The sequence below is a fragment of the Dysgonomonas sp. Marseille-P4677 genome, assembly GCF_016652235.1.
Taxonomy (GTDB): Bacteria; Bacteroidota; Bacteroidia; order Bacteroidales; family Dysgonomonadaceae; genus Dysgonomonas.
The window spans coordinates 1-25,132 of the sequence record NZ_JAEPKU010000058.1 but is presented as its reverse complement, the minus strand read 5'-3'; the positions used below and the strand labels follow the sequence as shown (position 1 = coordinate 25,132).

Sequence of the window (25,132 nt, the reverse complement as noted above, 5' to 3'; positions counted from 1 at the left end):
AATTAGTAAAAATAGTTCTGCTTTAAACCGCATTTTTTACTTTTTGACCAAATTTAAGGGAATAAAAAAACTGAAAATCGCCTGATTTTAAGAGCTTTGATTTATTTTGGAAGACCTAAGCCTTTCGACTCAGAGTTAAAATATACTTTGGATTCTTTGAGTTGGGAACTCCCACTAAGAATAGGATGCATTTGTAAAGCTTTTATTCTTAAAAGCTCAATTTCAGAGTCAACTACCAGAATAGCTTTCTGGCAATATAGATTTTTAAGGACATTTTTTCCCCTGCTCGTATTGAAAAAGTGATTGTAGAAATACAAATTCAATACGAATCATATTCAATGTCCGAAATAGCATGGAAAAATCTGTTTCAGACTGACTTAAGATTATAACTTCTTTCAGAAAATTATCATAAGCGTTTTGTAGTCTAAGATTTGTGACTTCCTGAGTGTTTTCAACAGTTAGTAGATTAAAAAACTCTGTATCTTCTAATTTATCCATATATATCCATTTAATTAATTTCAAATCATTATATATTAATTGGATTATTAGTAGTGGCTCCTTAAGTATGGGATATTTAGAAGGTCTTAATTGTTAATAATGTTTGATTTCATTTTTAAAGGTTATCAGATATGGTATTTCTATATTGTATGTTTTTGCTGATTGGATTATATTTTCTATCATTCCTTTTATTTCATAGCTTGAGTTCTTTAAATATCCATCGATCATGGCTTGCATAGCTGCATCGCTGAAAACTTTCTTGACAATGAAAGAACTGATAAATAAAGGCAAATAATATAGTTTATTTACTTTTTCTTTCTTGGGGTCTATTCCCATTGCTTCACAAACATGGAAACCATCTCTGATTGCCAATATTGAATTTTTTACAGTTTTTGAATCTTTTAGAAAATTGCTCATATTGCCCTTTGTTATGATTCCTGCGGAGATCCCCACAATAAAAGCATAGTGAGGTATGAGCCAAGTTATAATCTGATTAGAGATAAAAGGTTTCATATTAGCATCGGACAAAATATTTGCTATTCTCTTTACTCTGGGTGTGATCTCTCCTGTTGCTTCTCCCAACATCGTATATGAATATTTTGAACCTGAAATAATAGAATTGATTCCATTTTCATCCCTTCCTCCCCCTGCCATAAATGGAAAGCCGAAAAAGTATTGTTCTGGTGAAAGGTGTGTCTTTATCTTTTCAACATCATTAATCCACACATTCTGAAAGAAAAGGATATCTGCTTTTCCTGCTGTTTCTTTCAAGTCAGTCAGGACATTATCTAAATTGAGATTGTTTGTTGTAACAATAATATAGTCAAAGTCATTATCAACGGTCAGGGTATCTATAACCTTCGGTCGGAATGTAATATCTTGAATAATCTTTTTTCTATCTCTTAAATCAGTACAATAAATATTTATTCCATTTTCCTCTAGTGTTTGTTTTTTACCTTTTCTAACGAAAATACTGACATCATTTCCAGCTTTAGCTAATTGCCAACCGTAAGTACAGCCTATTACCCCTGCTCCGTAAATTAGAATTTTCATATTTGTACTTATTATTTGAGGATGAATATTATAGATAGTTTTATTTAGATAGTTGGTAGATCAATGAATGCCGAACGAAATAAAGAGTAATATGTGGAGCATGAAGGTTCACAGGCATCAATAAGTTGAGTTGGTGTAAATCCCGAAAAATGTTTTAATTCTCTAATTAAGTGCGATTTATCATAATATCCACAATCATAGGCTAGTTGTGAAACGGTCAACCCTGTATGTTTTTGCATAAGTTGATGCAATTTTTGGAAACGCATAATCTTCAAGTAATCTTTTGGATTAGCTCCTATATTCTCTGTGAAAATCCGTTTGAATTGCTTGTACCCTAGACATGCAACATTCGCTAACTGTTGAATATCATTCTCTCCCCTGTATATTGCATCAGCAACAGCATTCATTCGCTTATTTTCATATTGATTAAGCATATAGATGCGATTAAGCAAAAACTGCTCAATAATTTTGACACAAGCCATGTTATCAACTGTATCATTAAGCCTTTGCTCTAGCTCATACAGTTCAGTATCATTTAGTGAATCAATGGAAATACAGCTATTATTAAAATCACTAATAGGCATCTTGAAAAATGTATTTGTACTAAATGGTTGAAAGACAATGCATATAAAATCAATATTCCCAGAAAGAAGAATGTCGGTATAGTTTGTTTTTATTCCATAAATATGTGATTGGGGTAAGAGTTGTTTATCCTCCTGTAATGAATAAGTTTCATGTCCTCGATAAAAACTCAATGCCACACAACCTAATGGAACAAGGCGTTGCGAACACTGTGACACATTCTCCATTTTCAAAAACCAGTATTGCTTAACATATGGAGCAAGCAACAAGGAAGGTTGTATAGCTTGAAATTCATTCATTTTCCAAAAATAGAAGATATATTTTAAGGTTTAGGTGTAAAATTCGGACATTCATCCAATATGCTAAACACAATTATTCTCAATCAGAATTCCTGCATAGGTAAACCCGCCACCAAAACCGACAAGCATAACCTTATCATTCAATTTTAGTTTTCCTTCTTTTATAGCATTATACCATGCAAGAGGGATAGATGCTGCCGATGTGTTGCCAAACATTCTAACACTATCTAAGCATTTATTCATTGGGATATTAAGTTCGTTAAAGACGGCTTCGAGTAAACGGTAGTTTGCACTATGGGGGATAAAATAGTCTATATCCTCTAGCTTTGTATTATTCTTCATCGCTAATTCTTGCAGTCCATTGGTTAAGGTCTGTACAGCCCATTTATATACAACCCTTCCATTTTGATGAAGTTTATTATTTGCGATAACTTTAGTATTGCTGATCGATGCATCTTGATAAGCTAAGTATAAATCTTTTCCATAGTCGCCATTTGTTCCTGTTATGGTATTAAATAGAGTATTGTTGTCTGATTTTTCAACAATAATTGCTCCTGCACCATCCCCAAATAGAATACAAGTCGTTCTATCTATAAAGTCAGTTACTTTAGAAAGTGCATCTGCTCCGATAACTAGGATTTTCTTATGCGTACCTGCTGCTATTAGTCCTTTTGCCAGAATAATTCCATTGACAAACCCGGCACAAGCTGAGGATATATCTATTGTTCCCGCATTTGGTATGTTTAAACGAGACTGTATCTGACTCGCTACACTTGGCATAGGCTGATCGGGTGTACTTGTCGCAACAATAATATAATCTACATCATGCAAATCCTTATTATATTCTTTAGACAAGTTTTGTGCTGCCTTAACACACATATCACTTGTGTACTCATTTGGAGCAGTATAAAAACGTCTTTCTATACCTGTTCTTTCTTTAATCCACTGGTCGGATGTATCAAGATAACTCTCAAAATATGAATTGCGAATTTCTTTTTCAGGATGATAAATTCCGATTGATGTTATTGTTGCACTCATTATATTGATATGATTTGAAATTAATATTCTTCTTGAATATACTTACTGATAAGTAAGTGCTATAGATAAATTTTTTTAGATGATTAATAAACCTTCTTGAATTGATTTATAGATATCATTTCTCAATACCTTATTCATCTGTAAGGATGATAATAAAGCAGAATGAGTCATATTAGCTCTTGTTCTTGGAGTCTCTTTAAAATCAAAGACTTTGCTTTCTTTTCCTTTTGACAATAAATCGGTAAGCCAATCAAGTATCATATTGACTAACTTTTGTAATTCTTTTTGCATATTTTCGGGAAGTGTGTCGAAAGCAGGAGCTAGTGAGCCAACAATACAAGTCCAATGAGTTTTTATAAAACTGTCATGCATCGTAATATACTTTTTGTATTGCTGTCTGTAACCAAGTTTAACCCATTGTTCTGTTTTTTCCAAGAAAAGTGATTGATTCTCTTTGATAACCGCAATACCTAAATCGGATTTAGCGGGGAAATAATAATGTATAGCTGCATTCTTGATGTTAAGCTGTTTAGATATATCAGCATAACTGAATACATTGTAACCAACTGACCTTATCAGTTCGTTTGCTAAGCGTATTATTTCTGATCGAGTATCGTTCATAATTGCAAATATATAACTATTTACTTAGTAGTAAGTATAATTTGTGATTTAATTTTGAGATTATAATCATTTATCTCAATATCGTGATTTCTCCTTAACTTCAGTATAGTAGTTTTCTAAACCAATTTTTCTAATCTTTTTATTAAGAATTAACCATCGTTTTTTCAGATTTTCGTCAAATCCAGTATTTTCAAAAGGAAACTTCCCGCATTCGAAGCAATAGTCAACTCCTTCTTGCTGACAGCAGGTTCGAACTTTACAATCTTTGAATAAGTGACATTTTTGTATTCTACAACCTTGACAACTACCAGAAGAAAATAATGAATTCTTTGAAATCAGGATATTTTTCAAATAGAGGCTCTTCTAATAAGCTTACAAATCTTTTTGCATAATTATCAAACTCGCCTAAATTCTTTTTCAGTTGTTCGGCATGAATTTTAATTTGTTCTTTATCATATGCAAAGCATTTCTCACACAATAAGCCACAAAAGCCAAATTTATCAAGCAACTCATTTTTGTTCATAATATTTCAAGTTGATATAAGCACAAATATAAAAACATCCTTATTCGGAAATATGGATTGTGATAAAATTGAATATTATTTTTTCTTTCAACTGATAAACCATCCATTTAAAAAGAGAATAATAAAAGCAAGGTTTTACCAAAGAATACGCTCGTAGAGGAAGATTCTTTGAGTAAACCCAAAAGGCTTGACCTTGCTGAATTATTCTCTTGCTTATATCTTCGTGTTCAGATGAATGAAAGAACGTTGTCTTAACTATTCATCCTTGACATATCCAATCCTTTTTCTAGGCTTATTTTCTTCTTCTTTCTGACTAGCTAATTCAGTTAATGCCTGATAAATTTCATTAAACTGCATATTGGTTTCTATCATAAAGGTTTCTAACTTCTGATTGAGTTCAGAGTAACCTAAAGCATATTGCCGAAGAGCAACAAAGGCTCGCATAATCGATATATTTACTTGAATAGCAGTAGGAGAACGTAGCACTCCTGATAGCATTGCGACTCCTTCCTGCGCAAAAGCAAAAGGAGTAACAGTGCTGTGTTTTAGATTGTTTGGTAACTGGTCGCAAATTGCGACTAGTTCTAACCATTCATTTTTGGTTAGCTCAAACATAAGGTCAGGAGGTAATCTTTCGATATTTCTTCTTACTTGTTCTTTAAGTCTTTTTGTTTGTACATCGTACATTTCAGCGAGGTCAAAATCTAACATTACATTTAAGCCTCTGATATGATATATTCTATTTTGTATTACTTGCAATTCCATTATTTTCTGTATTAGAGTTATTACCAAACAATTTATTATCTACACTCATCATATCATCCAAAATACTTTCGTCCAATACACGAGCATAATGTTGTGTCATCCGTGTGGATGAATGTCCTAACATCTTAGCTACATTTTCCATAGTTACTTTGTTGGCTAACGTGACGCTGGTAGCAAATGTATGGCGTGCAACGTGTGTTGATAATCGCTTATTTATCCCGCATATTGTTGCAATTTCTTTAAGATATGCATTCATCTTTTGATTAGTCGGAACAGGCAAAACTTGACCTCTTAATCCGCAACCTTTATCAAAACTATATTTATCGAGTAATTCTCGTGGAACCCTCAATAATGGAATGTTACTGTAATCGGTAACTTTGAATCGTCAAAAATCGGAAAAGTAAAATCGACAAGATTATCAAAGAAAATAGCATTGTAATTTTGTAGTGCAAACTCTTAATTACAATGCTATGGGCGAGACTTCCCAATTAAAGAAGTATCTCATGTGGAACAAAGTCAACGAATTATTTTCAGAAGGTCTAAATAAGAGTCAGATAGGTCTTTATTTAGGTCTTCATCGTCAGACGGTGAGCAATGGATGAAGACGCCTCAGGGACAACCATTAAAAGTTTATTTCTTTGCGATGTCACTGAGCCGCAGCCGGTATAAGTTTGTCTATTTGAGTCGTACCCCGTTTACTACAGCCCTTTCGGTGTATGCCCATGAATTGTCCTTTGCGTTCTTCGGAGGGGTTCCTCACAAAATAGTGTATGATCAGGACAGGGTGCTTTTGGTTAATGAAAACCTGGGTGATCTGTTGCTTCCGGTGGCTTCCGGGCTCTGGTTCGGGAACACGGCTTCGAACCGGTATTTTGCCGCAAGTCCGATCCCCAGAGCAAGGGGAAGATCGAGAACGTAGTAAAATATGTAAAGTACAACTTCTTGCGTGGTCGTGAGTTTACCGGCATCGAGCAACTCAACAGGGATGTGCTTGGCTGGCTGGAGCGCACGGCTAACGGCACGGAACATCACGGCATCCGGCGTATTCCATCTGAGGAGTTCAAGACAGAAAAACCACATCTTATGCCATATAAAGGGGTTCCTACAGTTCCTTGCGAAAAACTGGTGCCACACCATGTGCGAAAGGACAACGTGATAAACTACAGGGGAAACTATTACACTGTACCCACAGGAACCTACAGTGGTCATCAGACACTCGTCTATCTGGAAGAAAAAGAAGGCAGCCTGCATATTTACAGTCATGAGACGGGTAAAACCCTTGCTATCCACAAGATAAGCGACGATAAGGGACGGCTGATAAGTAACACCTCGCATCGGCGTGACCGCGAAGCATCGTTGAATGATTATGAGGCTTCCATTCGCAAAGCACTTCCCGAGAGTGCAACGATTGATGCGTATCTGTTACAGTTGCGCTTACATAAGGTCCGTAACTACCGCGACAATCTGCAGTTCATAGCCCGGCGCCATAAGGCATACTCGGAGGTCACACTTGTCGAAGCCTTTACCAAGTGCCTTGAGGCAAATGTCTTCAACGGATGAAATACACTGAACCTGAAATACTGAAACTATAAATGATGCGTATAGAAGACTATTTCCTATAGATGCACTAAATGAAAACAACAGTGGATAGTTCAAGTTTGCCTGGAACTATATTGAACTAAACTTTTAAATCAGTATTGAATATCAGATAATTAAGACAAATAACCGAAGCTTTTAGAATTTGTATAAGAATGTACCTTAAAAAAATTAACGAACTGTTTTGCACCTTGTAGATTATCATAATATGTTATAAATATTATACGAATAAACTTAAATCGATATAGAAAGAATGCACACAAAATATTTACAATAATAAGCCTATGATAAACTTTAGATTCGAAGTGAAGTTTTTCATAAAAAGAACCCGGTTGAACTCTCAAGGTTTAAGCCCTGTCAATATACAGGTAAGGCTGGACCGGCAATCTGTTTCATTCGCATCCGGAATAAACATAGATCCGGGACAATGGGACCCACAAACACATAAAGCCATTGGACGTACAAAATCAGCACGGGAGATTAATAATTCATTGACGTCTATCCATATTGATTTACGTAACCTGTACCACAAGATGACAATGAAGGAAGATGCCGTCAGCCTAACAAAACTAAGAGACATATTTTTAGGAAAAGATACTCTGGAAAAAGATTACTTCCTTATTGATCTATTTGATAAGTTGGTAGATCAAAAGCAGGTGTTAGCCAAAAGTAATATAATGAAGGAAGCTTCAGCCGACAGCTACTTTTGTACCAGGGAGAAATTAATTGATTATTTAGAATCGGCATATCGGACGTCCGATATCAATATCAAGAAGATTAATACTGAGTTTGTCGAGGGCTTCAGAGTCTATCTTTTGAGTGATGGAGGTTGTAAGCATAATACGATGATACGGCATATGCGCGGCCTGAAACAAATAACCACTAATGCATACAGGAACAGATATATAGACAGTGACCCTTTTGTTTATTTGAAGTTAAGTGAAAAAGCAGCGGAGAAATCCGGACTGACAGAAAAAGAATTAGCGAAACTCATCATACAAGACTTTCAGAATTCTGTTTTAAATAAAGTTCGGGACATGTTTTTATTCTGCTCTTTCACTGGCCTGGCTTATACAGATTTAAAACATTTAAAATATTCCTCAATAACGGATAATATTATTTTCATAGACCGGGTCAAGACCGGCAACCCTTGTTTTGTCCCTTTACTGCCCATCCCCCTGGCTCTTATTGAGAAGTACAGGAATAAAACGGAATATGTTTTTCCTGTCAAGACAAATAAACACATGAATGATTGTTTAGAGCGTATGAAAAAGGTATGCGGTATCCGAAAGTCGCTGAGAATGCACGTTGGCAGGCATACATTCGGGACACTTCTGATAAACAAGGGGGTGCCGATCGAGAGTATTTCAAAGATGTTAGGCCATTCGGACTCAAAAACGACCAGGATATATGCTAAAATGCGGGATCAGGAAATATTGAATGAAATGGATCAGGTGAAAGCGAAGCTGCGGGATCTCACGGAATGTTACATAAAGTACAATAATTCGAATAAAGGGAAACCCGGTAAAGGATAGTTATTTTATATATCAGGTACTCCTATACTTCTAAAAATCACGAAAAGTTATAGCAGACTTTATCTTTTTATCTTTAATTGTCCAAACGATCTCATAACCGCCTGCTCCATCACTATTTAACATTACCAGATAATAAACATTAGTTGCTGCTTTTACCATATACATAGAATCGGTGTTAGGCTCTAAATAGCCACAAAGATGTTCTTTCTGGAAGGAAAATGAATCCCCATCAATTACACAATGAATACTTTTAATTTCTGTAGCTTTTCTGATGCTGCCATCGTATAGTTTATATTCTATTTCACCATCAATACCATGTATAGGATAGGAGTCTATAGTTGCGTCGCAACCAAATTGATCTTTGCCTATTTTATGTTGCATTTTATCAAAAGCTCCGATAACAATATTGAAGGTAGCATCATTATTTGAAAACACAATTTTACGATCCTTTGTAAGAGTCTTTGTTAATCTGGGTAAATCATAAAGATATTTTACTCTTGACTGATGAATAAAGCCTTCTTTTTCTTTTAATTTGTCACTTGCTTTCTCTCCCCAGCCAAATCGGGTGAATATATCCGGAAGTCCCCACCCATAAATGATAGGTACATATACATTGTCTGCCTTATCGAGAAAACTAGCGATAGCAAAAACTTCATAATCAATAATCCTTCCTATAATTTTTTTTGAAGAGTTCCTGACATTACTATAACCATCGACATCATTAATAATAGCAAAAACTCCTTTGTAGTCTTGGGCATATATCGCTGAAGTCAAAAAGGTAAGTAAGAAAAGAAGCGTTTTTGTCTTATACATGATATTTCGTTTTTATTAAAAAATAACCACTCAAAAACATCTTAATTCCTCGCTTGTCAATATAGGGTCTACATGTTTCAATCCTAGTCCGCATTGCTCAGAAGCAGCACGGCAGCCACCACGACAAGTATCCCATTTATTACATTCGCTGCAAAACTCCGGAATAATCTCATTCCATGAATTAGCATAAGGGGAATATAAGATTTCTTTTAAATCTTGTTTGTAAATATTTCCTGCTACGACAGGAGAATGATTGCATAGACGAATATTCCCGTTAATATCCATTGTGAGAGGCTTTAGCAATACATTTTCTGAACAATGGCCAAATATGATATTTGAATACTCCTTTGGATCGATCAAACAATCCGGGGAACAAACATTGGACGAAATAACCAAACCTAATTCTTCAGCCTTTATGCTCGCTATTGTAAAAGCATTCTTTAAGTGATTATGTGTTGCTGATACTGAGGCAGGATCAGCAGTACCGCATCCACCTATATTGTAGCGGTTCATCATAATTCGCCTTAGTCCTAAGTCTGCTATAAAATCCAGCGTCTCGGCCAGAACTTCCACATTATATTTCGTCAATACAATTACAGGCACAGGATAACCGCCCAGACTTTGTACTGCCCGGATAGAATTGATAGATTTCTTCCAACTGCCGTTTACTTGTGTAATGTAATCGTGTATAGCTTCGTCTGCAGAGTGTATAGGAAGTTCAAACAGTGTAATTCCCATGGCTATCATATCTTTATAATCATCTGCTGTTCCTTTAAATCCATTGCTGATAACTGTGACGGTCTTACCTTCCATCCGGCAGAACAGAGCTATTTCCTTGATGCGTTGTGCCACAAAAGGTTCTCCTCCCGTAAGAGTGATATTGCGGACATCTACCTGTGAGAAAACTTGTTTCAGTGCTTTAATAGCTTTGTCGTATGAATTGAATGATTGATGTTCTGCACCTGGAATTTTCCAGATATTGTAACAGTAGCGACAAGCAAGGTTACATTTATCAGTCAACTCAAAGGCAATGTTATATAGTTGTAGCCTCTCCTTATTATTCATTTCCAAAATTTATACTAATAGTCATAGTCGTTTTTATTGGTTTGCCATCATAATTGATCCCCGGTTTCCATGCTTCGGATAGCGACAAAGCTCGCAGGGCCTCTTTATCTGCCTCTTTTGATAACTTACCTATCACTTTTTTGTCTACTAATTTCCCTTTTTTGTCAATAGCAAAACTAAGGATAACTTCTCCTTTGAGCTTATCCTTTTTCATCTGTTCGCTGTATTGGATATTATTCTGTACCCATTTCTGAAACGATTCGAGGTTGCCCACAGGGGACACAGGGACTGTTTGTACCTCTGTGTATGGTAGCTTAGTAACTTTCTTAGGTGTACGCCTATAAATATCATCAGGATAATGTCGGACGACAACAACTTCATAGCAAAGAATCATGTCTGAATCTTTCATTGTTATTATAACCTCTCCACCTCTCATAGTTGAAACAGACATTTCTCTACTTTCCATACCAACAAAAGAAAATATAAGCTTATCAGTAGATTTGGCTTTAATACTAAAAGCCCCGTTTATATCAGAAACGGCACCATTTTTAGTTCCTTTTACAACGATTGATACTCCGGCAATAAATTCTCCATGTTCGTCTTTTACCCTTCCCTTTTTTTCTATAAGACTATCATTCTTATTACTCTGGCTTCCTAAAAGTATTGTATTCTTAGTCGTAAGTTCTTTGTTTTTAGGCGTACAGAGTGGAATCGTATCATAACAACTGACCTCCGCTTTTTTCTGTGCATGAGCTGTCGTTCCGGCTATGCCAATAATCAACGTTCCCAGCAATAATTTGTACTTGACAAAGATCGGTGCTCCGTTTGTTCTATCCGATAGATAAGACAATATGCGGAAGAGTATATTGTATGATTTTAGTTTCATTCTATGTTGCTACTAAGTTTTACTGTTATTGTTACTTCTGTTTTTACCGGATCTCCATAGAGCTGTCCCGGTTTCCATTTCTTCGATTTAGAGACAGCATTAAGAACTTCTTTATCCACTTCTTTCGATAGACCTTTTACAATCTTTTTATTAATTAATTTCCCTTTTTTATCTATAACAAAACTGAGTTTTACTTCTCCTTCTATCTTATCTTTTCGTATTTGCTCGGTATAACGAATATAACTTTGAACCCATTTTTCAAAATCTTCAAGGTTACCGACAGGTGATATTGGTTTGGTTGTTACCTGATGATAATAAAATTCTCTTTCTCTAGGCTTATGAGCATATATATCGTCATTGTTATATGGATTAACAGTAATGCCGTAACACATGATACCTATAATTTCATTTGCAATATTTATATTTAATGGTTTGTTCGTTATAGAATCTATGTTTATAGGAGCTTTCACTTTTATTGTAGGTTCTTCAATGACTTGAACGGCGTAACATGCAATACTCGATCTATCTTTAACTATTGATCTACACCCTATAACAACCACCTCTTTAATATTTAGAGTGTCGGAAGTCTGAGGTGCTTTAGTTGAATAAATATAGACTTTATAGCAGGATGCCATCTCTGAATAGAGAGGTTTTCGAAAAAGAACTGTGTCACTCAAAAATTCTTTCTTCTGGGCTTTTGCAGATGTTCCAGATAATCCTATAATAAGTGTTCCCAATAACAACTTATACTTCACAAAAAATGATACCCCATTTGTCTTATCGGATAAGAAAGAAAACACATGAAAGAGGGATTTGTATAATGTGAGTTTCATAATATGTTTTATCTATTAGAACTATTAAGATATTCTACTTCATAAAGATAATAGTTTTTATTTATGTTTGTTTTATAATGGAATAAGTAAAGAGATCATAAATGTTTTCGTTTTCAATGATGTACTTTGATATCCATAAAAAGTACGTTTACTATTTCGTTTTTCCGGAAAATATTCTTTTCTTTGTTTCCGTAAATAATACATAAATAAAAATACAGATGGAACTACAAGAGAAATATATATACGACTATCCCCGTCCGGCAGTTACTACCGACTGTGTTATATTCGGATTTGATGAAGGGGAATTAAAAGTGTTGTTAATAGAAAGATCTATTGAACCGTTTATCGGACGATGGGCTTTACCGGGAGGTTTCGTCGGAGAAGAAGAAACCGCTGAAGAATGCGCCGAACGTATTTTAAAGAAAGAGACCTGTCTTGATAATATTTATATGGAACAGCTTTATACATTCTCCGATGTAAAGCGCGATCCCCGCTTCCGGGTTATCAGCATAGGATATTATGCATTGGTAAAACTTTCGGATTATAATGCACAGGCTGGAATGGATACAACAAATATTAAGTGGTTCTCAATCTCTGATATTCCTGAGCTGGCCTTTGACCATAAAAAAATATTAGAGACAGCAAAAGAAAGACTAAAAGGGAAAATAAAATATCAACCCATAGGTTTTGAATTGCTTTCCGAAAAGTTCACTTTACCTGACTTGTTCCATTTATATAAAACGGTATTACAGACAGATCTGGATGACCGCAATTTTCGGAAAAAGATATTAAGCTATGGTCTGTTGATCGATACGGGAGAAATGCAGCGAGGAGCCCGTAACAGAGCTCCTAAACTATACAGTTTTGATAAAGATAGATATGAAGAGCTTACAAAAACAGGATTTTATTTTGAACTATAATACATACAAATATGGAATATAACAAATATAATTTACAATGGCTGCTTAATAAGGTTGAGAAAAAGAGAGTGTGAAATATCTCTTCTTTTGGGGACATGCACTTTCAAAAGACGGATCAGTAACAAAGTCGTGCTTCAGTCAGTGGTGGCATAGTGCATTTACTGTGAATGGAGTAAAATACGCAACTGCCGAACACTGGATGATGGCTAAGAAAGCTGAACTCTTTGGCCAGGATGCTATGATAGAGAAAATATTAGCTGCTAGATCTCCTGCTGAGGTGAAAAAGTTGGGTAGAAAAGTCCAGAACTTCGACCCTAAAGTTTGGGGTGAAAACTGTTTTCAAATTGTTTGTGAAGGCAATTATCACAAATTCTCTCAGCATGAAGGCTTGAAAGAATTTTTACTGAATACTAAAGACAGAGTGTTGGTGGAAGCCAGCCCTGTAGATAATATCTGGGGTATAGGAATGGCGCAGGATAATGATCATGCGGAAAATCCCCGCCTTTGGAAAGGATCTAATTTACTTGGATTTGCCTTGATGGAAGTGAGGGGTAAATTAAAAAGAGATGAATAGTAAACTGATACATAGTGCTTTATTCGGTATTGCAGTAGGTGATGCTTTAGGCGTCCCTGTGGAATTTAGAGATAGAAAATACCTGAAAGCAAATCCTGTAATGGATATGCTTGCTTATGGAACACATAACCAACCCGCAGGAACATGGTCTGATGACAGTTCGCTTACATTCTGTCTGGCAGAAACACTTGTAGAGGGCTACAGTCTGAAGCAATTGTCAAATAGATTTATAAACTGGTATGAATACGGCTATTGGACTCCACATGGAGAGATGTTCGATGTCGGAACTGCAACATCAAAAGCAATATACAGATTGGAGCAAGGCATAAATCCTGTTATGGCAGGAGGATCAGATGAGTCGGATAATGGGAATGGTTCACTGATGCGCATACTGCCACTGTTATTCTATATAAAAGAGATGAAAATAAAAGACAGATTCAGATATGTCAGTGATGTTTCATCCCTTACACATCGTCATATAAGATCTGTTTTAGGCTGCTTCATCTATATAGAATTTGCTTTACAATTACTGAAAGGTGTTGATAGATTTGAAGCTTTCCTCCAAACTAAAGATACCGTAAATGACTTTTTAAACAATAACCCAATCTGCTCAGATAATGAAATAAAAAAATATTGCAGGATTTTGATGAATCCTATTGGCGACTATGAAATCAAACCGATTTATGAATACACAGAAGATAAAATTGAATCATCCGGTTATGTAGTACATAGCTTTGAGGCTGCGCTATGGTGTATTTTTAAAGAAAATAATTTTGAAGATACTGTTCTTCGGGCTGTGAATCTGGGAAGCGACACAGATACAACAGCAGCTATTGCAGGAGGATTGGCAGGACTACTTTATGGATTTGATGCTATACCGCAAAAATGGATCGATCAACTAGCTCGTAAAGACGATATTTACAATTTATGTGAGAGGTTGAAAAAGAAATTAAAACAATGAATACAACATTATACAGACCAGTAGGTCTGAAAGAACTACAATTAATAATTGATTTAGATTTTAAAGCTTTTCCTCCACGATTGGAATGGCAACCTATTTTTTATCCTGTACTCAATCAGGAATATGCCGAGCAGATAGCTGAGAAATGGAACACAAAAGATGAATTCTCGGGTTATTGTGGCATTGTAACAAAATAACAGTAATATTATAGGACAGATTGAAATTATAAAAGTATTCACAGGTGATAATTTTGACATGTTAGTTGATGATGTGGCAACCCAATTTATATTAAAATATTTAGACAGATGAAAGCAAAAATAAAACTCATAAAGGGAGATATAACACTAATGGCTGTCGATGCTATTGTTAACGCAGCAAATTCGTCCCTACTTGGAGGCGGAGGTGTTGATGGTGCTATTCACCGGAAGGGTGGCTCTCAGATATTGGAAGAATGTAAAGCGATCCGTAATCGACAAGGAAAATGTAAAACCGGAGATGCTGTTTATACCTCTGCCGGATTGTTACCTGCCAAATACGTGATACATACAGTAGGTCCCATCTGGAATGGAGGGAGGAGTAAAGAGCCAGAACTTTTGGCATCCTGTTATAGAAAGTCGCTGGAAATAGCGGACTTTTTACAAGTAAGAACAATCGTATTTCCTAATATCAGTACAGGAGTTTACCATTTTCCTAAAACAAAAGCAGCACAGATCGCTATTGATACAATAAAGGAGTTTGTCAATAGTGAAAACAGCAATATAGAGGAAGTTATATTTGTTTGCTTTGATGATGAGAATTATCGGTTATATGAATCTATATTAGGCCAATAAAAACTAATTATTTATCGTTTGTAAATTTCACTACTACATCGTATAGCTGACCCACTGTTAGTGGTATGACATTCTCCTTATTAAAGCAAAACATATTAAAGCCTTCACTATGGAACAGATATTCATTATCTTTCAGGTCGAAAGCTTTTCTTATTGAGCCTGTCTCATCACAGAAGTCTATCCCATATTCATCCTGTATTGCCAGTAGGAACTCATCTCCATCATCTCCTGTTATACCTAAGTCTTTTTCAACAAGTGTATCTCTTGATAGAGAAGCTTTATCAGAGAAAATAAAATTATCATTTATAAAGTTAGTAAAGTTCTCAAAACTAAAGTCTCTTACATGTTGCTGCGGGAGAAAATCTGTCGCATGAATCAGCCTGCATAAACTTATCAATAAATGAGCATCCTCAATCTTATTGATGTGCTGGTACAATTCGGTAAGGCTAACCCATTTGAGGCTTCTATCAGCTCGGTCGAGACAAACAAGATAAGGATATACCTGCTCGGTCGTTACGCCGACGCTAGGAAAATATTTCTCCCCTAATTTTGAATAATATTCAACGTTCCCTTTTCCAATTTTCATATTGCCAATATATTCCTCCAGATCATGTATGTTACAGACTTTCTTCGGTAAACGTTGAGCCGGTGCTGTTATAATTGTGCTGTTTCCTGAATGAAGCTGGGGAACAGGTAGGCTTTGAATCTCCAGACCTACATATATCTGACCGTCTTTTTTGAATACAGGTAATGTAACCAGCGTATTAGAACTGACAGTTGAAGGATATACATATTCAAAAATTGCATTGCTGTTTTCTACTCCCATTTCGGAAAAATAAGCTCTGCGAGTAATCAGGAAACCAGTATGCTTTTCATTCTTCTCATAATCTTGTGCATACAGGGATAATAGTTCCGTGAAAGTAGTAGGTTTGAGAAACCTGTCGAATTTTATTTTCATCTTCTCCCCTAACCATTTGGGAAGAGAAGTATTTTGTTTGAAGAAAAGATTGTAAATATTCAATTCCAACCGGGCTTCTACCAAGGCTCCTGTTTGTGCTGTATTGAGTAACTGAGCAGCATCATATTCGTGAATATATCCTGACTCTTTAAAGCCGGAAAAACCTTCTGCCAAATATTTGTTTATAGTTATGGGCTTTGTTAATTCTATAAGCTTTGAAGATACTTTCTCATTGATGCCTCCGGGCGAAGTATAATAATTGAGCGATTGGGTAATATCCGTATAGCTTTTCCTTTCTATTCCAAAACGTTTATCCAGAGCATTCTCTAGATCTTCAGTTTCTCCAATAGTTATACCTTCGGGGATATAGCCACTATAATGCTTATTATCCAGAACTGAACTATCTGTTTTCACATTGGCTAAAGGACGGGGGTATCCATGTTTTGCCAGTATAATAAAACCTTTTTCATGTTTATAAAAAGGTAGAATATCCAGCACATTATTCGGACGCTCTACTACATCATATATATTTTGGGTTCTAAGATTTATATAGGAAGAAAAATGCAGGTAAGAATCTTTCTGAACCGGGAGATGCCTTATAAGTTGTATTTGTTTTCCTCCGGACATTTTCTCTCCGGCAATCAGGTAATTGGTAGGAGGGAAACCGATCTCCTTCCCGGATAAATCATATATGGCAAATTGATTTTTGTACCTGTTATTTATAATCCATTGGTTGTAAATAGGCGAAGAGAGAATAATACGCAGCCCTAATTCGCGAAATATTTCTTCGAGCTCTTTCTGTGTGAAGTATCCGTATTCTTCTTGTAATTCAATGTCCCAGTTGGTATAATAGTCTTTGCGACGAATGAATTCGACTACATCGGTATAAAATGCTTGGAACCGTCTGGTATCTTTTTTTATGCCATTTATTTCCTGTATTGGAAACCCTCTTTCATTTGCTGATGCCAGTGATCGTGCTGTCTGTGCAAACTGGATAAATAATTCGGCATCACTGGGTTGGGTGTATTTATTGATAGATGATAATTCAATAATTATCTCTTTCTCCTCAGGTTTCACGAAGTCACGGATAATCAATACCCCTTTATCTTTTAACAATTCAACCTGTCTGCGTAAGGTATTTAATGCCCTGTTGGTATCATAACCATTATACGAAGTTATATGATGTATAGCTGAACAATTGAAAAATCCATTAATAGAATTATTTGCGAATGTGTTCAATTTTTCGCCATCATCCTCTCTGAAAGATAAGTTTTGGTAGTTGTAAGTGTCTTGTGCTATTTGTACCATTTTGGGATTTATATCTACACCCACTATCTGCATCTGTGGAAAAAGTTTAGCAAGGATAGCTGTGCTTGTCCCCGATGCCATACCAACATCAACAATAGTATTCCCTTTCTTTGGTTCAAAAAACACACTGGCTGAAGCTACTTTCTCTACGGATATAGCATCCATTGCTTCCAGATATTGCTGATAACTTTTCTTATCTCCCCGGTCTTGGTCTGTGTAATTGGTACTCATTCGCTTTCTAGTCATTATTTATGCGAATGTACAGAATTTATGTTAAATCCTGACCAAATTAGCTGTTTCGTTGGCTATTCCTATAGTTGCAATGGTTCCACTATTAAACTGTAAAAAGTCGGATTCTATGCCATCACTGAATATAATTCCCCCTGTGGGCATCAGAGATTCTATGCGAAGGCTATTTTTATTGTTTATCATTCCTATCGCAATATCAGTTTGTGTACGGATACTCTTAAAAGGTTCACGAACAGCGAACAGTAGTTGGTCATCTTTTAATTTAGGATGTTTTGGGGTAATGTTTTTTTCAAATAAACCCGCAACTCCATAAGCCATATTGAATACAGAACTCAACCACCCGGTAGAGCCGGCCTGAGTGGATACAATTATCCCGCTGGACGACTGTTCCTCTGTACTCTCATTGAAAGATAATTTATATCTGGCTGATATATGGGATGATGCCCCTATAAAAAGATCGTTGAAAGCTAATAGCCGTTGCCCGTCATTTAAACGAGCTTCGGCAAAATTGACTTTCCTCGATTGATAATTATTAGATAAGACACTTTCAACTCCACCTATAAAATTCGTAGTATCGAAAGGCAGAAGAATACCATCGTAACGTCCCTTGTCAGGATTAACGGCTACAATTGGCCTTGACTGTGAATACTTTGCAGTATTGGCGACTAAGCCATCCTGACCGATGGTGACAATTACGTTTTTATCAGAGAATATATAAGATGGAAGATAGGTGCGATCTACAATCTTATGTTTTATCACTTTTGATAATTGAGATTGCAAGGAATTCAGCGAGTCATGGAAAATCTCGTCTTCTATTTCGTAGTCATGGAAATCCCCTCTGAGCCTTTCTATATAAAACTTAGCTTGAGACTTTGTATTAAAGCGTTCAATCAAAGCCTCAAGCCTTGTTTTATTTTTTACTATGATTGCATATTCTATGCTCATTTTCTTTCTGGTCTTTTATTGTTAAGTATAGATTCAAGCAAATCTGGACTGATATTCAAAGTTCCTATTTTTTCTGCATTTTGTGCCAGCTCGCGGAATGCAAGAGCAATATTATTACGTGCATCCGAGTTTCCAGCCAGAGCAGTCAACGACCTCCAATCCATTTCTTTATAAGGTTTCAGCATTGCTTCAATCTGGAATCCTTGTACTTCTGCTTCTTTCTTGTCGTTTTCTGTTTTCTGCTCTATGAATATTTTGCGTTGATTCTCAACTACAATATCGGCTTCGATGTTCATTTCGCGCAGTTTACGATTGTTTTCCATGCGTTGTACCTCCGATTCCATACGCTTTTCGTCAATTTGCTTTTGCTTCTCCTCCACTGCTATTTCAGTATTAAGTTCAGACTCTTTTATTTTTCGTTCCTGCTCTACTGCAAAGTTTCGTCTTTCATATATAGCCTGATCTGCTTCTTGTTGTAAACGTTCACGAGTCTCCGTTTCTAATGCCTTTGCCATTTCAGGGGTAGCTTGGACAGCCAAAACATTTGCTCCAAGTATTTCTATGCCAAGCATATTAATGGCATCAGAGTATTTTAGCCCCTCCAAAATACGGTGTTCTATCTCTTTTGCTGAACGGATCGCTTCTTTCAAACCGATATTATGTATAAAAGAAGATGTTGAGGTCTGAGCCTCATTAATTATCCGCTGATTCAGTTTTTCAATATCGTTCTTTTTATATGTTCCTGCATCAGTTACTGTGAAATCCAGTATATCAGCTAAAATTTTTGGGTTACTTATTTTATAACTTATCTGTCCCTGTATCGTAACTTTTTGATAGTCATTTGTTGATTCCTGGAAAATGAATGGCAAATCATTACTACCCATAGGAATAGCTACTATTGAACTATTTGGAGTAAAATAGAAGAATGATAATCCGCGCCCTTCTTTCTTTAATGCCCCACCTTTATAATAAAATACATGGGTCATTGAGTCAAATTTGATGTGATTGATTCCAAACATAGCTGTAATATTTAGATGTTATTAGTATATATAATATATTAACGTATTATTTACGTAAACAAAATTACAGCAAATACTCATATCGCCAAATATATTATCGTAAAAAAATACGTTAATTTGGTTAATCTATAATAATTCTAAATAATAAATTGCATATAATGTTTTACATCAATAATTTATTGAATATTTTGATATAAAATAGAGACTATCCAAAGGGTAGAATAGTCTCTACTTTAAAGTTTAATCAATTAACAGTTTTGTTACAGCCGCAGTATTCATAGCCCATTGCATTGTATAGGCTTCATCGGCATTCTCGGCATCTATTATATCAATATTCTGAGCTTGAGCTTTTATTTCAAGCAAGTTGCCTATGGTCGTTTTACTTTTCAACTTAGCTATCAATGCTTCCACGTTGCTAGCATTCATATTGGCTACTATTTGTCCACCAAAAGGCATTTCTAACCAGATGATTTCGCGAGAAGCGACCTCAAGTACTCCAAAAACCAAACCTTTTGACAAGCCTTTCGATACTCTTACCTGATGTTGTACACAGGAAGGGTCGTAAGCTACACCTGTCTTTTCGGATATCTTCATCGGATAAGCCGAGTTCATCCATCCTACAATCAAATTAGGAGAGATAGCTCCATTGCTGTAAGCGTTACAAGTAAAGACGACATATTGAGCTCCTATACGGGTTAGTTCATTTATGTCCAGCTCTATATATTCGGCTGTACCTACTTTATTAGGGATACTTCTTATATCCCCGCTATGCTTAGCTCCCGGAGCTGTCAGATTATAATATGAGCATACTTCTGTAGCATGAGGCAAAGCTATATGACAACTCAGGTCCATATCCAGATGCTGCGCAGGGAGATCTTTTCCCCATTGCATAAACAATCTGACAGCATTGCCTTCTACCGAAAAACGTGTTCCCATTAATGCACAAGAGATATCTTGTATAGTCTCGCTTCTATCTCCTATCGCTAGAGGAATATTAAACAGCATCGGATCAATATACATCGTTTTACTCTCAGTGGGGATCTGTTTGAAGCGGTTTGATACTGCCTTTACACACAAATCTTCAACCTTAGAAATCATTGCTTTCAGTTGATCATCCGTATATATACCGACTAATTTATTGGCTCCGATTCTCTTTGAGGTTCCACCTAAAGGTTTTACCATGCGCACAGCATTTGGATCGAAGTAGTTTCCGGCATACATATTCAGCGTAAATAACAATCGCATAGGAACTTTATCCATCACTTCCTCAAAAGCTGACAACGTTTCATCATCCCCGAACCAAAGCATATTTGCAAACAGAGAACGCGCAAACAGTCCCGGTCTTTGCTTCAATAGATCGAATGTTTTTTCCGCATCCACTTTTATACGAGATCGCTCTACCTCACCCTGATATACTGTGTAAGCCTGATTATAGAATACATCCATCAATTTTTTCAGATATTCGAATCCCGGTTTTTTCGCATATTCAGCCAAACGCAATGCCCTGATAAAGCGGACCCACATTCCACGTTTCGGGTGCATTATTTCACAGGTCTTTTCGACATCCATATTCAGATTATTGAGCCATGTAGCAACCATCTTGCATTGTGCTCGATTATACTTTAGTTTCAGGTCGATCTTAGCATCTACTTTCGCTTTCTTGGACTTATCCAGAACAGGCGTAATATGTGTATTATTCAGACCTGTCCTTTTTATAATCGTTTTAGGTTCTACAATTTGTAGAAAACCTGTTTTCTTATACCACAGATAACGCAATATATTGGCAGGAGAAGAGATAAACTGTTGCCCTTTCTCGTATTCTCCTTTTTCTGCAAGAGCGTCCAGTACTACAACTTGGGTTTCTTTCATTGTAATCTCTACATCAGGTAAAGGAAGTTCCCCCACCAATGCTTTCAGACTATCCACCTGAGTTGCGTCCAGAGCTGTACGCGACTCCAGCAAGTCTTTGAAATACTTTTTAAGATCATCCTCTGTCCAAAGTTCCAGAACTTTCAATTTATTACCTTGTCCGAAGTTCTCGATTTTAGCCAATTGGAACGGAGTACCACAGAACGGACAACCGTTGTATCTTTCCATCGGAAATGTATTTTCCGGAATCAGGTGACCACACTGCAAACGTAATCCCTTATCACTTTTAAAGATATTGGCAAACAGGGTTATAATATGATCGAACCTTGTTTCTCCCGTAGGAGTATCCCAACCTTTCACTAAAGGAGCCCAATTTAGATTCACTCCCAATACTTCTTTCATTGTATCGAAGATAGTTATTGCATCGTTTGGAACCATAGAGTTTAAAGCACGTAACAGATCTTCCGATACGGTGTATCCAAGTTTTCTCAGATTGGCAGTTAAAGCCAATGTTGTTTGTGTTAACTCTGTTTTCGATGCCACTATCTTATCTTTTGGAATAAAAATAGCATTTTGTCTGACCGAAACTTTCAGTAAATTAGTTTTCATTACAATTAGTATTTTGAATTAATAAATACGGTAATTAAGAGACTGATTACAGTGACAGTGTAGATTTGAAGTAAGCCTCTTTTGACCATTATCTAGGTGGAGTAGGTTGGACTCGAACCAACAGCCTCATTATCCCAAAGGAGTAAACCTTAATTGACCTTATGGAGATAATTTTAAAGTTTCACAGTAATGTGCTCTATCCAGTTGAGCTACTACCCCCGATTAAGTGAAGCAGGCCGGATTCGAACCGGCGACCCAGGGATTAGAAATCCATGAAGTAAACCCGGATTGACCTTTTTACAGGTAATTTTAAAGCGTGTGGATTCGAACCACTTCGCCATCTATTGGAGTATGCCTTAATTGACCTGTGTGCAGAAGGTAATTTCGCGGATTGCCTTGCTCTACCAACTGAGCTACTGCCTCATGTAAGAAACAGGTAATTGTACAAGTAGTCTACCTAAAAGAATTTGTAGTAACCTTTACTTGACCTGTCTCTTTTTTATTGTTTCAAATATCGCTTTCTTAGTTTGATGATCCAAAGTAAAATAGCGAATACGCAGTCTTTTTGCGTAATGAAATATATTTTTATTATTTTTGAAAAAATTGTAATATAAACGAACTCCATAAAAGCAAAAATAGATAAGAGTGACTACAGAGATGATTGGTTATTTCCGAACTATTATATTGACAATATTTGGTTTGATGAAAAATTAGATGAGTTATATCCGGATAATTTATACAAAGGATTAATTCCAACATTACTCTATGGATTGATGAATAAAGAAGCGGAAATAGTTTGGAAAACAATTTTACCAAATAAAGGAGAAGTTACAATATGCCCGATATTGATGTGTCCAGATGATTACGATTTTTCATGTACATTGATTGTAGCAGAAATTGAGAATTATGGCTATTTTATCCAATGGAAGAGAATAGGTGTTGATAAACAAACTAAATGGTTTGATGATGAAATAAGATATGATATTGATTGGTTCTCGGATTTTCAATCTTTAAATTTTGAAATTGATGATTATCAAAGAATGATAGAAGATTTTAAAATACAATACCAATTAGACTAATTAAAAGATAATATTTAGGTCATGCCAGTAAATCGCAACGCTCTCATCCGTTATAAAACAATAGATACTTGTCTCAGAAATAAGTATCGCCGTTGGACTTTGGAAGATTTGATAGACGCCTGTTCCGATGCCCTTTATGAATATGAAGGAATTGATAAAGGTATCAGTAAACGCACTGTACAGATGGATATACAGATGATGCGTAGTGAGAAGTTAGGTTATAATGCTCCTATTGTTGTTTATGATAGTAAGTATTATAAATATGAAGATGAAGATTATAGTATCACAAACACTCCTCTGTCAGAGCAAGATCTGAAAACCATGTCGGAAGCGGTAGAGATACTTCGCCAGTTTAAAGGGTTTTCTTATTTTTCTGAAATGCAGGATATTGTTAGCCGCTTGGAAGACCATGTTACTTCTGCCAAGCAAAAAACCATTCCCGTTATCGACTTCGAAAAAAATGAAAGTTTAAAAGGTTTGAATTATCTGGATACGATTTATAATGCAATTGTTAACAAGCAAGTATTAAATATTAAATATCGTTCATTCAAGGCTCGTTCTGCGAATACTTTTCTATTTTATCCTTATCTATTAAAAGAATACCGTAATCGTTGGTTTGTATTTGGTCGTCGTAAAGGCAACCTTATCAATCTGGCATTAGACCGTATACATAATATTGAAATAGCCGAGAAGGAAAAATTTATTAAAAATGATCTTTTCGATCCTCAAACTTTTTTTGATGATTTGGTTGGTGTAACAAAGAACATCGGAATGAAAGCCGAAACTGTTCGTTTCTTGGTAAATAAAGAAAATGCTCCTTATGTACAGACTAAGCCTTTTCATAAAAGTCAGAAAACAATAGAAGAGTATGAAGATGGCTCTAAAGTTTTTGAGATACATGTTGTAATCAATCAGGAACTACAACGCGAGTTTTTCGGATATGCCGATACGCTAAAGATACTTTCACCTCAATCGCTGGTCGATTTTATGACTTGGAAGTTCAGAGTAGCCACAAAGAACTATGAAAATAGCGAAGGACAAATTAAGATTGATCCTTGCTAAAATATCGGGAAATTCTCCTTAAACACAGTCTGGGCATGGAATAATTTACATATCCCTTGTCCGAATTCAGTTCTATCTCCACTTAGGCAAATAAAGTTCCTTCAAAATATTTTGTATTGTAGATTCCTTATAAAGGATCTTCCCTCCAAAATAGATATAAGGTAATATCCCTTTTTTACGATAATCATTTAATGTACGCCGATGAACCTTTAAGAGCTTTGACAGTTCTTCGTCTGTAATATAATGTTCGCCATTCAATAACGGCTTTTGCCTGTCTAATAGGTCTTCAATCAGAAGGGTTACACGTTCAATGGAGTTAAAGAAATAAGAGACTCTCGGATCTGATTCTGTTATCTTTTTCATGTCTGAAGATTTATAAGTTAGTTATTTCATTGTTATCCAAAAGATCTTGGATATCACTTTTCAAATAAAGAAATTTCCCTTCAATTTGGAAAAATCCCAGTTTTCCCGTTTCTCTATAAGTTTGTAATGTTTTGGGAGTAATACATAGAATCGAGCAGACCTCCTTTGTGTCCAACCATTTGGATGCATTACGTCGACTATTCTTATTGTATAGAATATTAACAAACTTGTCAAGCTTAGCCATGCGTTCCAGCATTTTATTAAAAAGCTCTTTTTCAA

Annotated in this window: 29 protein-coding genes and 1 tRNA gene; 11 read left to right on the top strand and 19 right to left on the bottom strand. The window is 35.9% G+C overall.

Translation table 11 applies throughout. The features are described from left to right. Window positions 1-264 precede the first annotated feature (264 nt). The 9 genes from JGH11_RS11240 to JGH11_RS11205 form a co-directional block, all read right to left on the bottom strand. Window positions 265-498 (bottom strand): hypothetical protein, encoded by a 234-nt coding sequence (locus JGH11_RS11240; RefSeq protein WP_201111736.1) that lies wholly within the window; start codon window positions 496-498, stop codon window positions 265-267. Between the two features lie 93 nt (window positions 499-591). Next, window positions 592-1,551 carry a ketopantoate reductase family protein gene (locus tag JGH11_RS11235; protein WP_201111734.1) on the bottom strand — a complete coding sequence of 320 codons (960 nt, stop codon included), beginning with the start codon at window positions 1,549-1,551 and terminating at the stop codon, window positions 592-594. A gap of 44 nt (window positions 1,552-1,595) precedes the next feature. Then, the gene (locus JGH11_RS11230; protein ID WP_201111732.1) at window positions 1,596-2,432 is read right to left on the bottom strand and encodes a helix-turn-helix domain-containing protein; all 837 of its coding nucleotides are present in this window, start codon (window positions 2,430-2,432) and stop codon (window positions 1,596-1,598) included. A 63-nt stretch (window positions 2,433-2,495) separates the two neighbouring features. Next, the gene (locus JGH11_RS11225) at window positions 2,496-3,470 is read right to left on the bottom strand and encodes a beta-ketoacyl-ACP synthase III (protein ID WP_201111730.1); all 975 of its coding nucleotides are present in this window, start codon (window positions 3,468-3,470) and stop codon (window positions 2,496-2,498) included. Window positions 3,471-3,545: 75 nt separating this feature from the next. After that, window positions 3,546-4,091, bottom strand: coding sequence for a TetR/AcrR family transcriptional regulator (locus JGH11_RS11220; protein WP_201111728.1), 546 nt, complete (start codon window positions 4,089-4,091; stop codon window positions 3,546-3,548). 75 nt (window positions 4,092-4,166) lie between these two features. After that, window positions 4,167-4,442: a DUF3795 domain-containing protein gene (locus tag JGH11_RS20215; protein WP_236263963.1), complete on the bottom strand. Its 276-nt coding sequence runs from the start codon at window positions 4,440-4,442 to the stop codon at window positions 4,167-4,169. Next, window positions 4,396-4,614: a hypothetical protein gene (locus JGH11_RS20210; protein ID WP_236263962.1), complete on the bottom strand. Its 219-nt coding sequence runs from the start codon at window positions 4,612-4,614 to the stop codon at window positions 4,396-4,398. Before JGH11_RS20210 ends, JGH11_RS20215 begins: the two co-directional genes overlap by 47 nt. Before the next feature lie 255 nt (window positions 4,615-4,869). After that, window positions 4,870-5,379, bottom strand: coding sequence for an ORF6N domain-containing protein (locus JGH11_RS11210; RefSeq protein ID WP_201111726.1), 510 nt, complete (start codon window positions 5,377-5,379; stop codon window positions 4,870-4,872). After that, window positions 5,354-5,728: a site-specific integrase gene (locus JGH11_RS11205; RefSeq protein ID WP_370567590.1), complete on the bottom strand. Its 375-nt coding sequence runs from the start codon at window positions 5,726-5,728 to the stop codon at window positions 5,354-5,356. The genes JGH11_RS11210 and JGH11_RS11205 overlap by 26 nt, the downstream gene beginning before the upstream one ends. Before the next feature lie 121 nt (window positions 5,729-5,849). Between JGH11_RS11205 and JGH11_RS20465 the strand changes: the two genes are divergently transcribed. The 4 genes from JGH11_RS20465 (at window position 5,850) to JGH11_RS20550 (ending at window position 9,197) form a co-directional block, all read left to right on the top strand. Continuing rightward, the gene (locus tag JGH11_RS20465) at window positions 5,850-5,981 is read left to right on the top strand and encodes a hypothetical protein (RefSeq protein ID WP_255561749.1); all 132 of its coding nucleotides are present in this window, start codon (window positions 5,850-5,852) and stop codon (window positions 5,979-5,981) included. A gap of 340 nt (window positions 5,982-6,321) precedes the next feature. After that, window positions 6,322-6,939, top strand: a complete 618-nt coding sequence (locus JGH11_RS11200) for a hypothetical protein (RefSeq protein ID WP_201111724.1) — start codon at window positions 6,322-6,324, stop codon at window positions 6,937-6,939. A gap of 320 nt (window positions 6,940-7,259) precedes the next feature. Continuing rightward, window positions 7,260-8,510 (top strand): site-specific integrase, encoded by a 1,251-nt coding sequence (locus JGH11_RS11195; protein WP_201111721.1) that lies wholly within the window; start codon window positions 7,260-7,262, stop codon window positions 8,508-8,510. Window positions 8,511-9,083: 573 nt separating this feature from the next. Next, on the top strand, window positions 9,084-9,197 hold the full coding sequence (locus JGH11_RS20550) for a hypothetical protein (RefSeq protein ID WP_370567591.1): 114 nt from the start codon (window positions 9,084-9,086) through the stop codon (window positions 9,195-9,197). Window positions 9,198-9,353: 156 nt separating this feature from the next. On the opposite strand, the gene JGH11_RS11185 is transcribed toward JGH11_RS20550, so the two are convergent. From JGH11_RS11185 to JGH11_RS11175, 3 genes are read right to left on the bottom strand one after another with little or no spacing between them, the layout of a single operon-like run. Beyond that, entirely contained in the window at window positions 9,354-10,388 is a 1,035-nt protein-coding gene (locus JGH11_RS11185; RefSeq protein WP_201111718.1) for a radical SAM/SPASM domain-containing protein, read from the bottom strand. Next, window positions 10,381-11,274 carry a carboxypeptidase-like regulatory domain-containing protein gene (locus tag JGH11_RS11180; protein WP_201111716.1) on the bottom strand — a complete coding sequence of 298 codons (894 nt, stop codon included), beginning with the start codon at window positions 11,272-11,274 and terminating at the stop codon, window positions 10,381-10,383. Before JGH11_RS11180 ends, JGH11_RS11185 begins: the two co-directional genes overlap by 8 nt. After that, window positions 11,271-12,107, bottom strand: a complete 837-nt coding sequence (locus JGH11_RS11175) for an energy transducer TonB (protein ID WP_201111714.1) — start codon at window positions 12,105-12,107, stop codon at window positions 11,271-11,273. Before JGH11_RS11175 ends, JGH11_RS11180 begins: the two co-directional genes overlap by 4 nt. 218 nt (window positions 12,108-12,325) lie before the next feature. Here JGH11_RS11175 and JGH11_RS11170 point away from each other — a divergent pair, with 218 nt between their 5' ends. From JGH11_RS11170 to JGH11_RS11150, 5 genes are all read left to right on the top strand, one after another. Then, window positions 12,326-13,027, top strand: coding sequence for an NUDIX domain-containing protein (locus JGH11_RS11170; RefSeq protein WP_201111712.1), 702 nt, complete (start codon window positions 12,326-12,328; stop codon window positions 13,025-13,027). Between the two features lie 70 nt (window positions 13,028-13,097). After that, window positions 13,098-13,601, top strand: coding sequence for an NADAR family protein (locus JGH11_RS11165; protein ID WP_201111710.1), 504 nt, complete (start codon window positions 13,098-13,100; stop codon window positions 13,599-13,601). After that, window positions 13,594-14,562, top strand: coding sequence for an ADP-ribosylglycohydrolase family protein (locus tag JGH11_RS11160; RefSeq protein ID WP_201111708.1), 969 nt, complete (start codon window positions 13,594-13,596; stop codon window positions 14,560-14,562). Before JGH11_RS11165 ends, JGH11_RS11160 begins: the two co-directional genes overlap by 8 nt. Continuing rightward, window positions 14,559-14,759, top strand: coding sequence for a hypothetical protein (locus tag JGH11_RS11155; RefSeq protein ID WP_201111707.1), 201 nt, complete (start codon window positions 14,559-14,561; stop codon window positions 14,757-14,759). Before JGH11_RS11160 ends, JGH11_RS11155 begins: the two co-directional genes overlap by 4 nt. 108 nt (window positions 14,760-14,867) lie before the next feature. Further along, window positions 14,868-15,392, top strand: a complete 525-nt coding sequence (locus JGH11_RS11150) for an O-acetyl-ADP-ribose deacetylase (RefSeq protein ID WP_201111706.1) — start codon at window positions 14,868-14,870, stop codon at window positions 15,390-15,392. A gap of 7 nt (window positions 15,393-15,399) precedes the next feature. Here the strand turns inward: JGH11_RS11150 and JGH11_RS11145 are convergent, their stop codons facing one another. The 5 genes from JGH11_RS11145 to JGH11_RS11125 form a co-directional block, all read right to left on the bottom strand. Further along, the gene (locus JGH11_RS11145; protein WP_201111705.1) at window positions 15,400-17,904 is read right to left on the bottom strand and encodes a class I SAM-dependent methyltransferase; all 2,505 of its coding nucleotides are present in this window, start codon (window positions 17,902-17,904) and stop codon (window positions 15,400-15,402) included. 27 nt (window positions 17,905-17,931) lie between these two features. Continuing rightward, window positions 17,932-18,852 (bottom strand): hypothetical protein, encoded by a 921-nt coding sequence (locus JGH11_RS11140; RefSeq protein WP_201111704.1) that lies wholly within the window; start codon window positions 18,850-18,852, stop codon window positions 17,932-17,934. Further along, window positions 18,849-19,871: an SPFH domain-containing protein gene (locus JGH11_RS11135; protein ID WP_201111703.1), complete on the bottom strand. Its 1,023-nt coding sequence runs from the start codon at window positions 19,869-19,871 to the stop codon at window positions 18,849-18,851. Before JGH11_RS11135 ends, JGH11_RS11140 begins: the two co-directional genes overlap by 4 nt. 240 nt (window positions 19,872-20,111) lie before the next feature. Next, complete coding sequence (locus JGH11_RS11130) at window positions 20,112-22,349, bottom strand: hypothetical protein (RefSeq protein ID WP_201111702.1); 2,238 nt, start codon at window positions 22,347-22,349, stop codon at window positions 20,112-20,114. A 97-nt stretch (window positions 22,350-22,446) separates the two neighbouring features. Continuing rightward, window positions 22,447-22,568, bottom strand: a tRNA-OTHER gene (locus tag JGH11_RS11125). 554 nt (window positions 22,569-23,122) lie between these two features. On the opposite strand from JGH11_RS11125, the gene JGH11_RS11120 reads away from it, so the two are divergent. Together JGH11_RS11120 and JGH11_RS11115 are read left to right on the top strand one after the other, a co-directional pair. Beyond that, the gene (locus JGH11_RS11120; protein WP_201111701.1) at window positions 23,123-23,428 is read left to right on the top strand and encodes a hypothetical protein; all 306 of its coding nucleotides are present in this window, start codon (window positions 23,123-23,125) and stop codon (window positions 23,426-23,428) included. A 21-nt stretch (window positions 23,429-23,449) separates the two neighbouring features. After that, complete coding sequence (locus JGH11_RS11115) at window positions 23,450-24,490, top strand: YafY family protein (RefSeq protein WP_201111699.1); 1,041 nt, start codon at window positions 23,450-23,452, stop codon at window positions 24,488-24,490. Between the two features lie 72 nt (window positions 24,491-24,562). Here the strand turns inward: JGH11_RS11115 and JGH11_RS11110 are convergent, their stop codons facing one another. Beyond that, the gene (locus JGH11_RS11110; protein ID WP_201111697.1) at window positions 24,563-24,853 is read right to left on the bottom strand and encodes a helix-turn-helix domain-containing protein; all 291 of its coding nucleotides are present in this window, start codon (window positions 24,851-24,853) and stop codon (window positions 24,563-24,565) included. A gap of 10 nt (window positions 24,854-24,863) precedes the next feature. After that, window positions 24,864-25,132, bottom strand: a 269-nt coding sequence (locus JGH11_RS11105) for a helix-turn-helix domain-containing protein (RefSeq protein WP_201111695.1), incomplete at its 5' end; no start/stop codon positions are given.

Excerpts from the sequence above, each read along its gene's own strand:
- JGH11_RS11240 (WP_201111736.1), bottom strand. The coding sequence starts at position 498 with ATGGATAAATTAGAAGATACAGAGTTTTTTAATCTACTAACTGTTGAA.
- JGH11_RS11235 (WP_201111734.1), bottom strand. The coding sequence starts at position 1,551 with ATGAAAATTCTAATTTACGGAGCAGGGGTAATAGGCTGTACTTACGGT.
- JGH11_RS11230 (WP_201111732.1), bottom strand. The coding sequence starts at position 2,432 with ATGAATGAATTTCAAGCTATACAACCTTCCTTGTTGCTTGCTCCATAT.
- JGH11_RS11225 (WP_201111730.1), bottom strand. The coding sequence starts at position 3,470 with ATGAGTGCAACAATAACATCAATCGGAATTTATCATCCTGAAAAAGAA.
- JGH11_RS11220 (WP_201111728.1), bottom strand. The coding sequence starts at position 4,091 with ATGAACGATACTCGATCAGAAATAATACGCTTAGCAAACGAACTGATA.
- JGH11_RS20210 (WP_236263962.1), bottom strand. The coding sequence starts at position 4,614 with ATGAACAAAAATGAGTTGCTTGATAAATTTGGCTTTTGTGGCTTATTG.
- JGH11_RS11210 (WP_201111726.1), bottom strand. The coding sequence starts at position 5,379 with ATGGAATTGCAAGTAATACAAAATAGAATATATCATATCAGAGGCTTA.
- JGH11_RS20465 (WP_255561749.1), top strand. The coding sequence starts at position 5,850 with ATGGGCGAGACTTCCCAATTAAAGAAGTATCTCATGTGGAACAAAGTC.
- JGH11_RS11195 (WP_201111721.1), top strand. The coding sequence starts at position 7,260 with ATGATAAACTTTAGATTCGAAGTGAAGTTTTTCATAAAAAGAACCCGG.
- JGH11_RS11185 (WP_201111718.1), bottom strand. The coding sequence starts at position 10,388 with ATGAATAATAAGGAGAGGCTACAACTATATAACATTGCCTTTGAGTTG.
- JGH11_RS11180 (WP_201111716.1), bottom strand. The coding sequence starts at position 11,274 with ATGAAACTAAAATCATACAATATACTCTTCCGCATATTGTCTTATCTA.
- JGH11_RS11175 (WP_201111714.1), bottom strand. The coding sequence starts at position 12,107 with ATGAAACTCACATTATACAAATCCCTCTTTCATGTGTTTTCTTTCTTA.
- JGH11_RS11170 (WP_201111712.1), top strand. The coding sequence starts at position 12,326 with ATGGAACTACAAGAGAAATATATATACGACTATCCCCGTCCGGCAGTT.
- JGH11_RS11160 (WP_201111708.1), top strand. The coding sequence starts at position 13,594 with ATGAATAGTAAACTGATACATAGTGCTTTATTCGGTATTGCAGTAGGT.
- JGH11_RS11155 (WP_201111707.1), top strand. The coding sequence starts at position 14,559 with ATGAATACAACATTATACAGACCAGTAGGTCTGAAAGAACTACAATTA.
- JGH11_RS11150 (WP_201111706.1), top strand. The coding sequence starts at position 14,868 with ATGAAAGCAAAAATAAAACTCATAAAGGGAGATATAACACTAATGGCT.
- JGH11_RS11145 (WP_201111705.1), bottom strand. The coding sequence starts at position 17,904 with ATGACTAGAAAGCGAATGAGTACCAATTACACAGACCAAGACCGGGGA.
- JGH11_RS11140 (WP_201111704.1), bottom strand. The coding sequence starts at position 18,852 with ATGAGCATAGAATATGCAATCATAGTAAAAAATAAAACAAGGCTTGAG.
- JGH11_RS11135 (WP_201111703.1), bottom strand. The coding sequence starts at position 19,871 with ATGTTTGGAATCAATCACATCAAATTTGACTCAATGACCCATGTATTT.
- JGH11_RS11130 (WP_201111702.1), bottom strand. The coding sequence starts at position 22,349 with ATGAAAACTAATTTACTGAAAGTTTCGGTCAGACAAAATGCTATTTTT.
- JGH11_RS11120 (WP_201111701.1), top strand. The coding sequence starts at position 23,123 with ATGAATAAAGAAGCGGAAATAGTTTGGAAAACAATTTTACCAAATAAA.
- JGH11_RS11115 (WP_201111699.1), top strand. The coding sequence starts at position 23,450 with ATGCCAGTAAATCGCAACGCTCTCATCCGTTATAAAACAATAGATACT.
- JGH11_RS11110 (WP_201111697.1), bottom strand. The coding sequence starts at position 24,853 with ATGAAAAAGATAACAGAATCAGATCCGAGAGTCTCTTATTTCTTTAAC.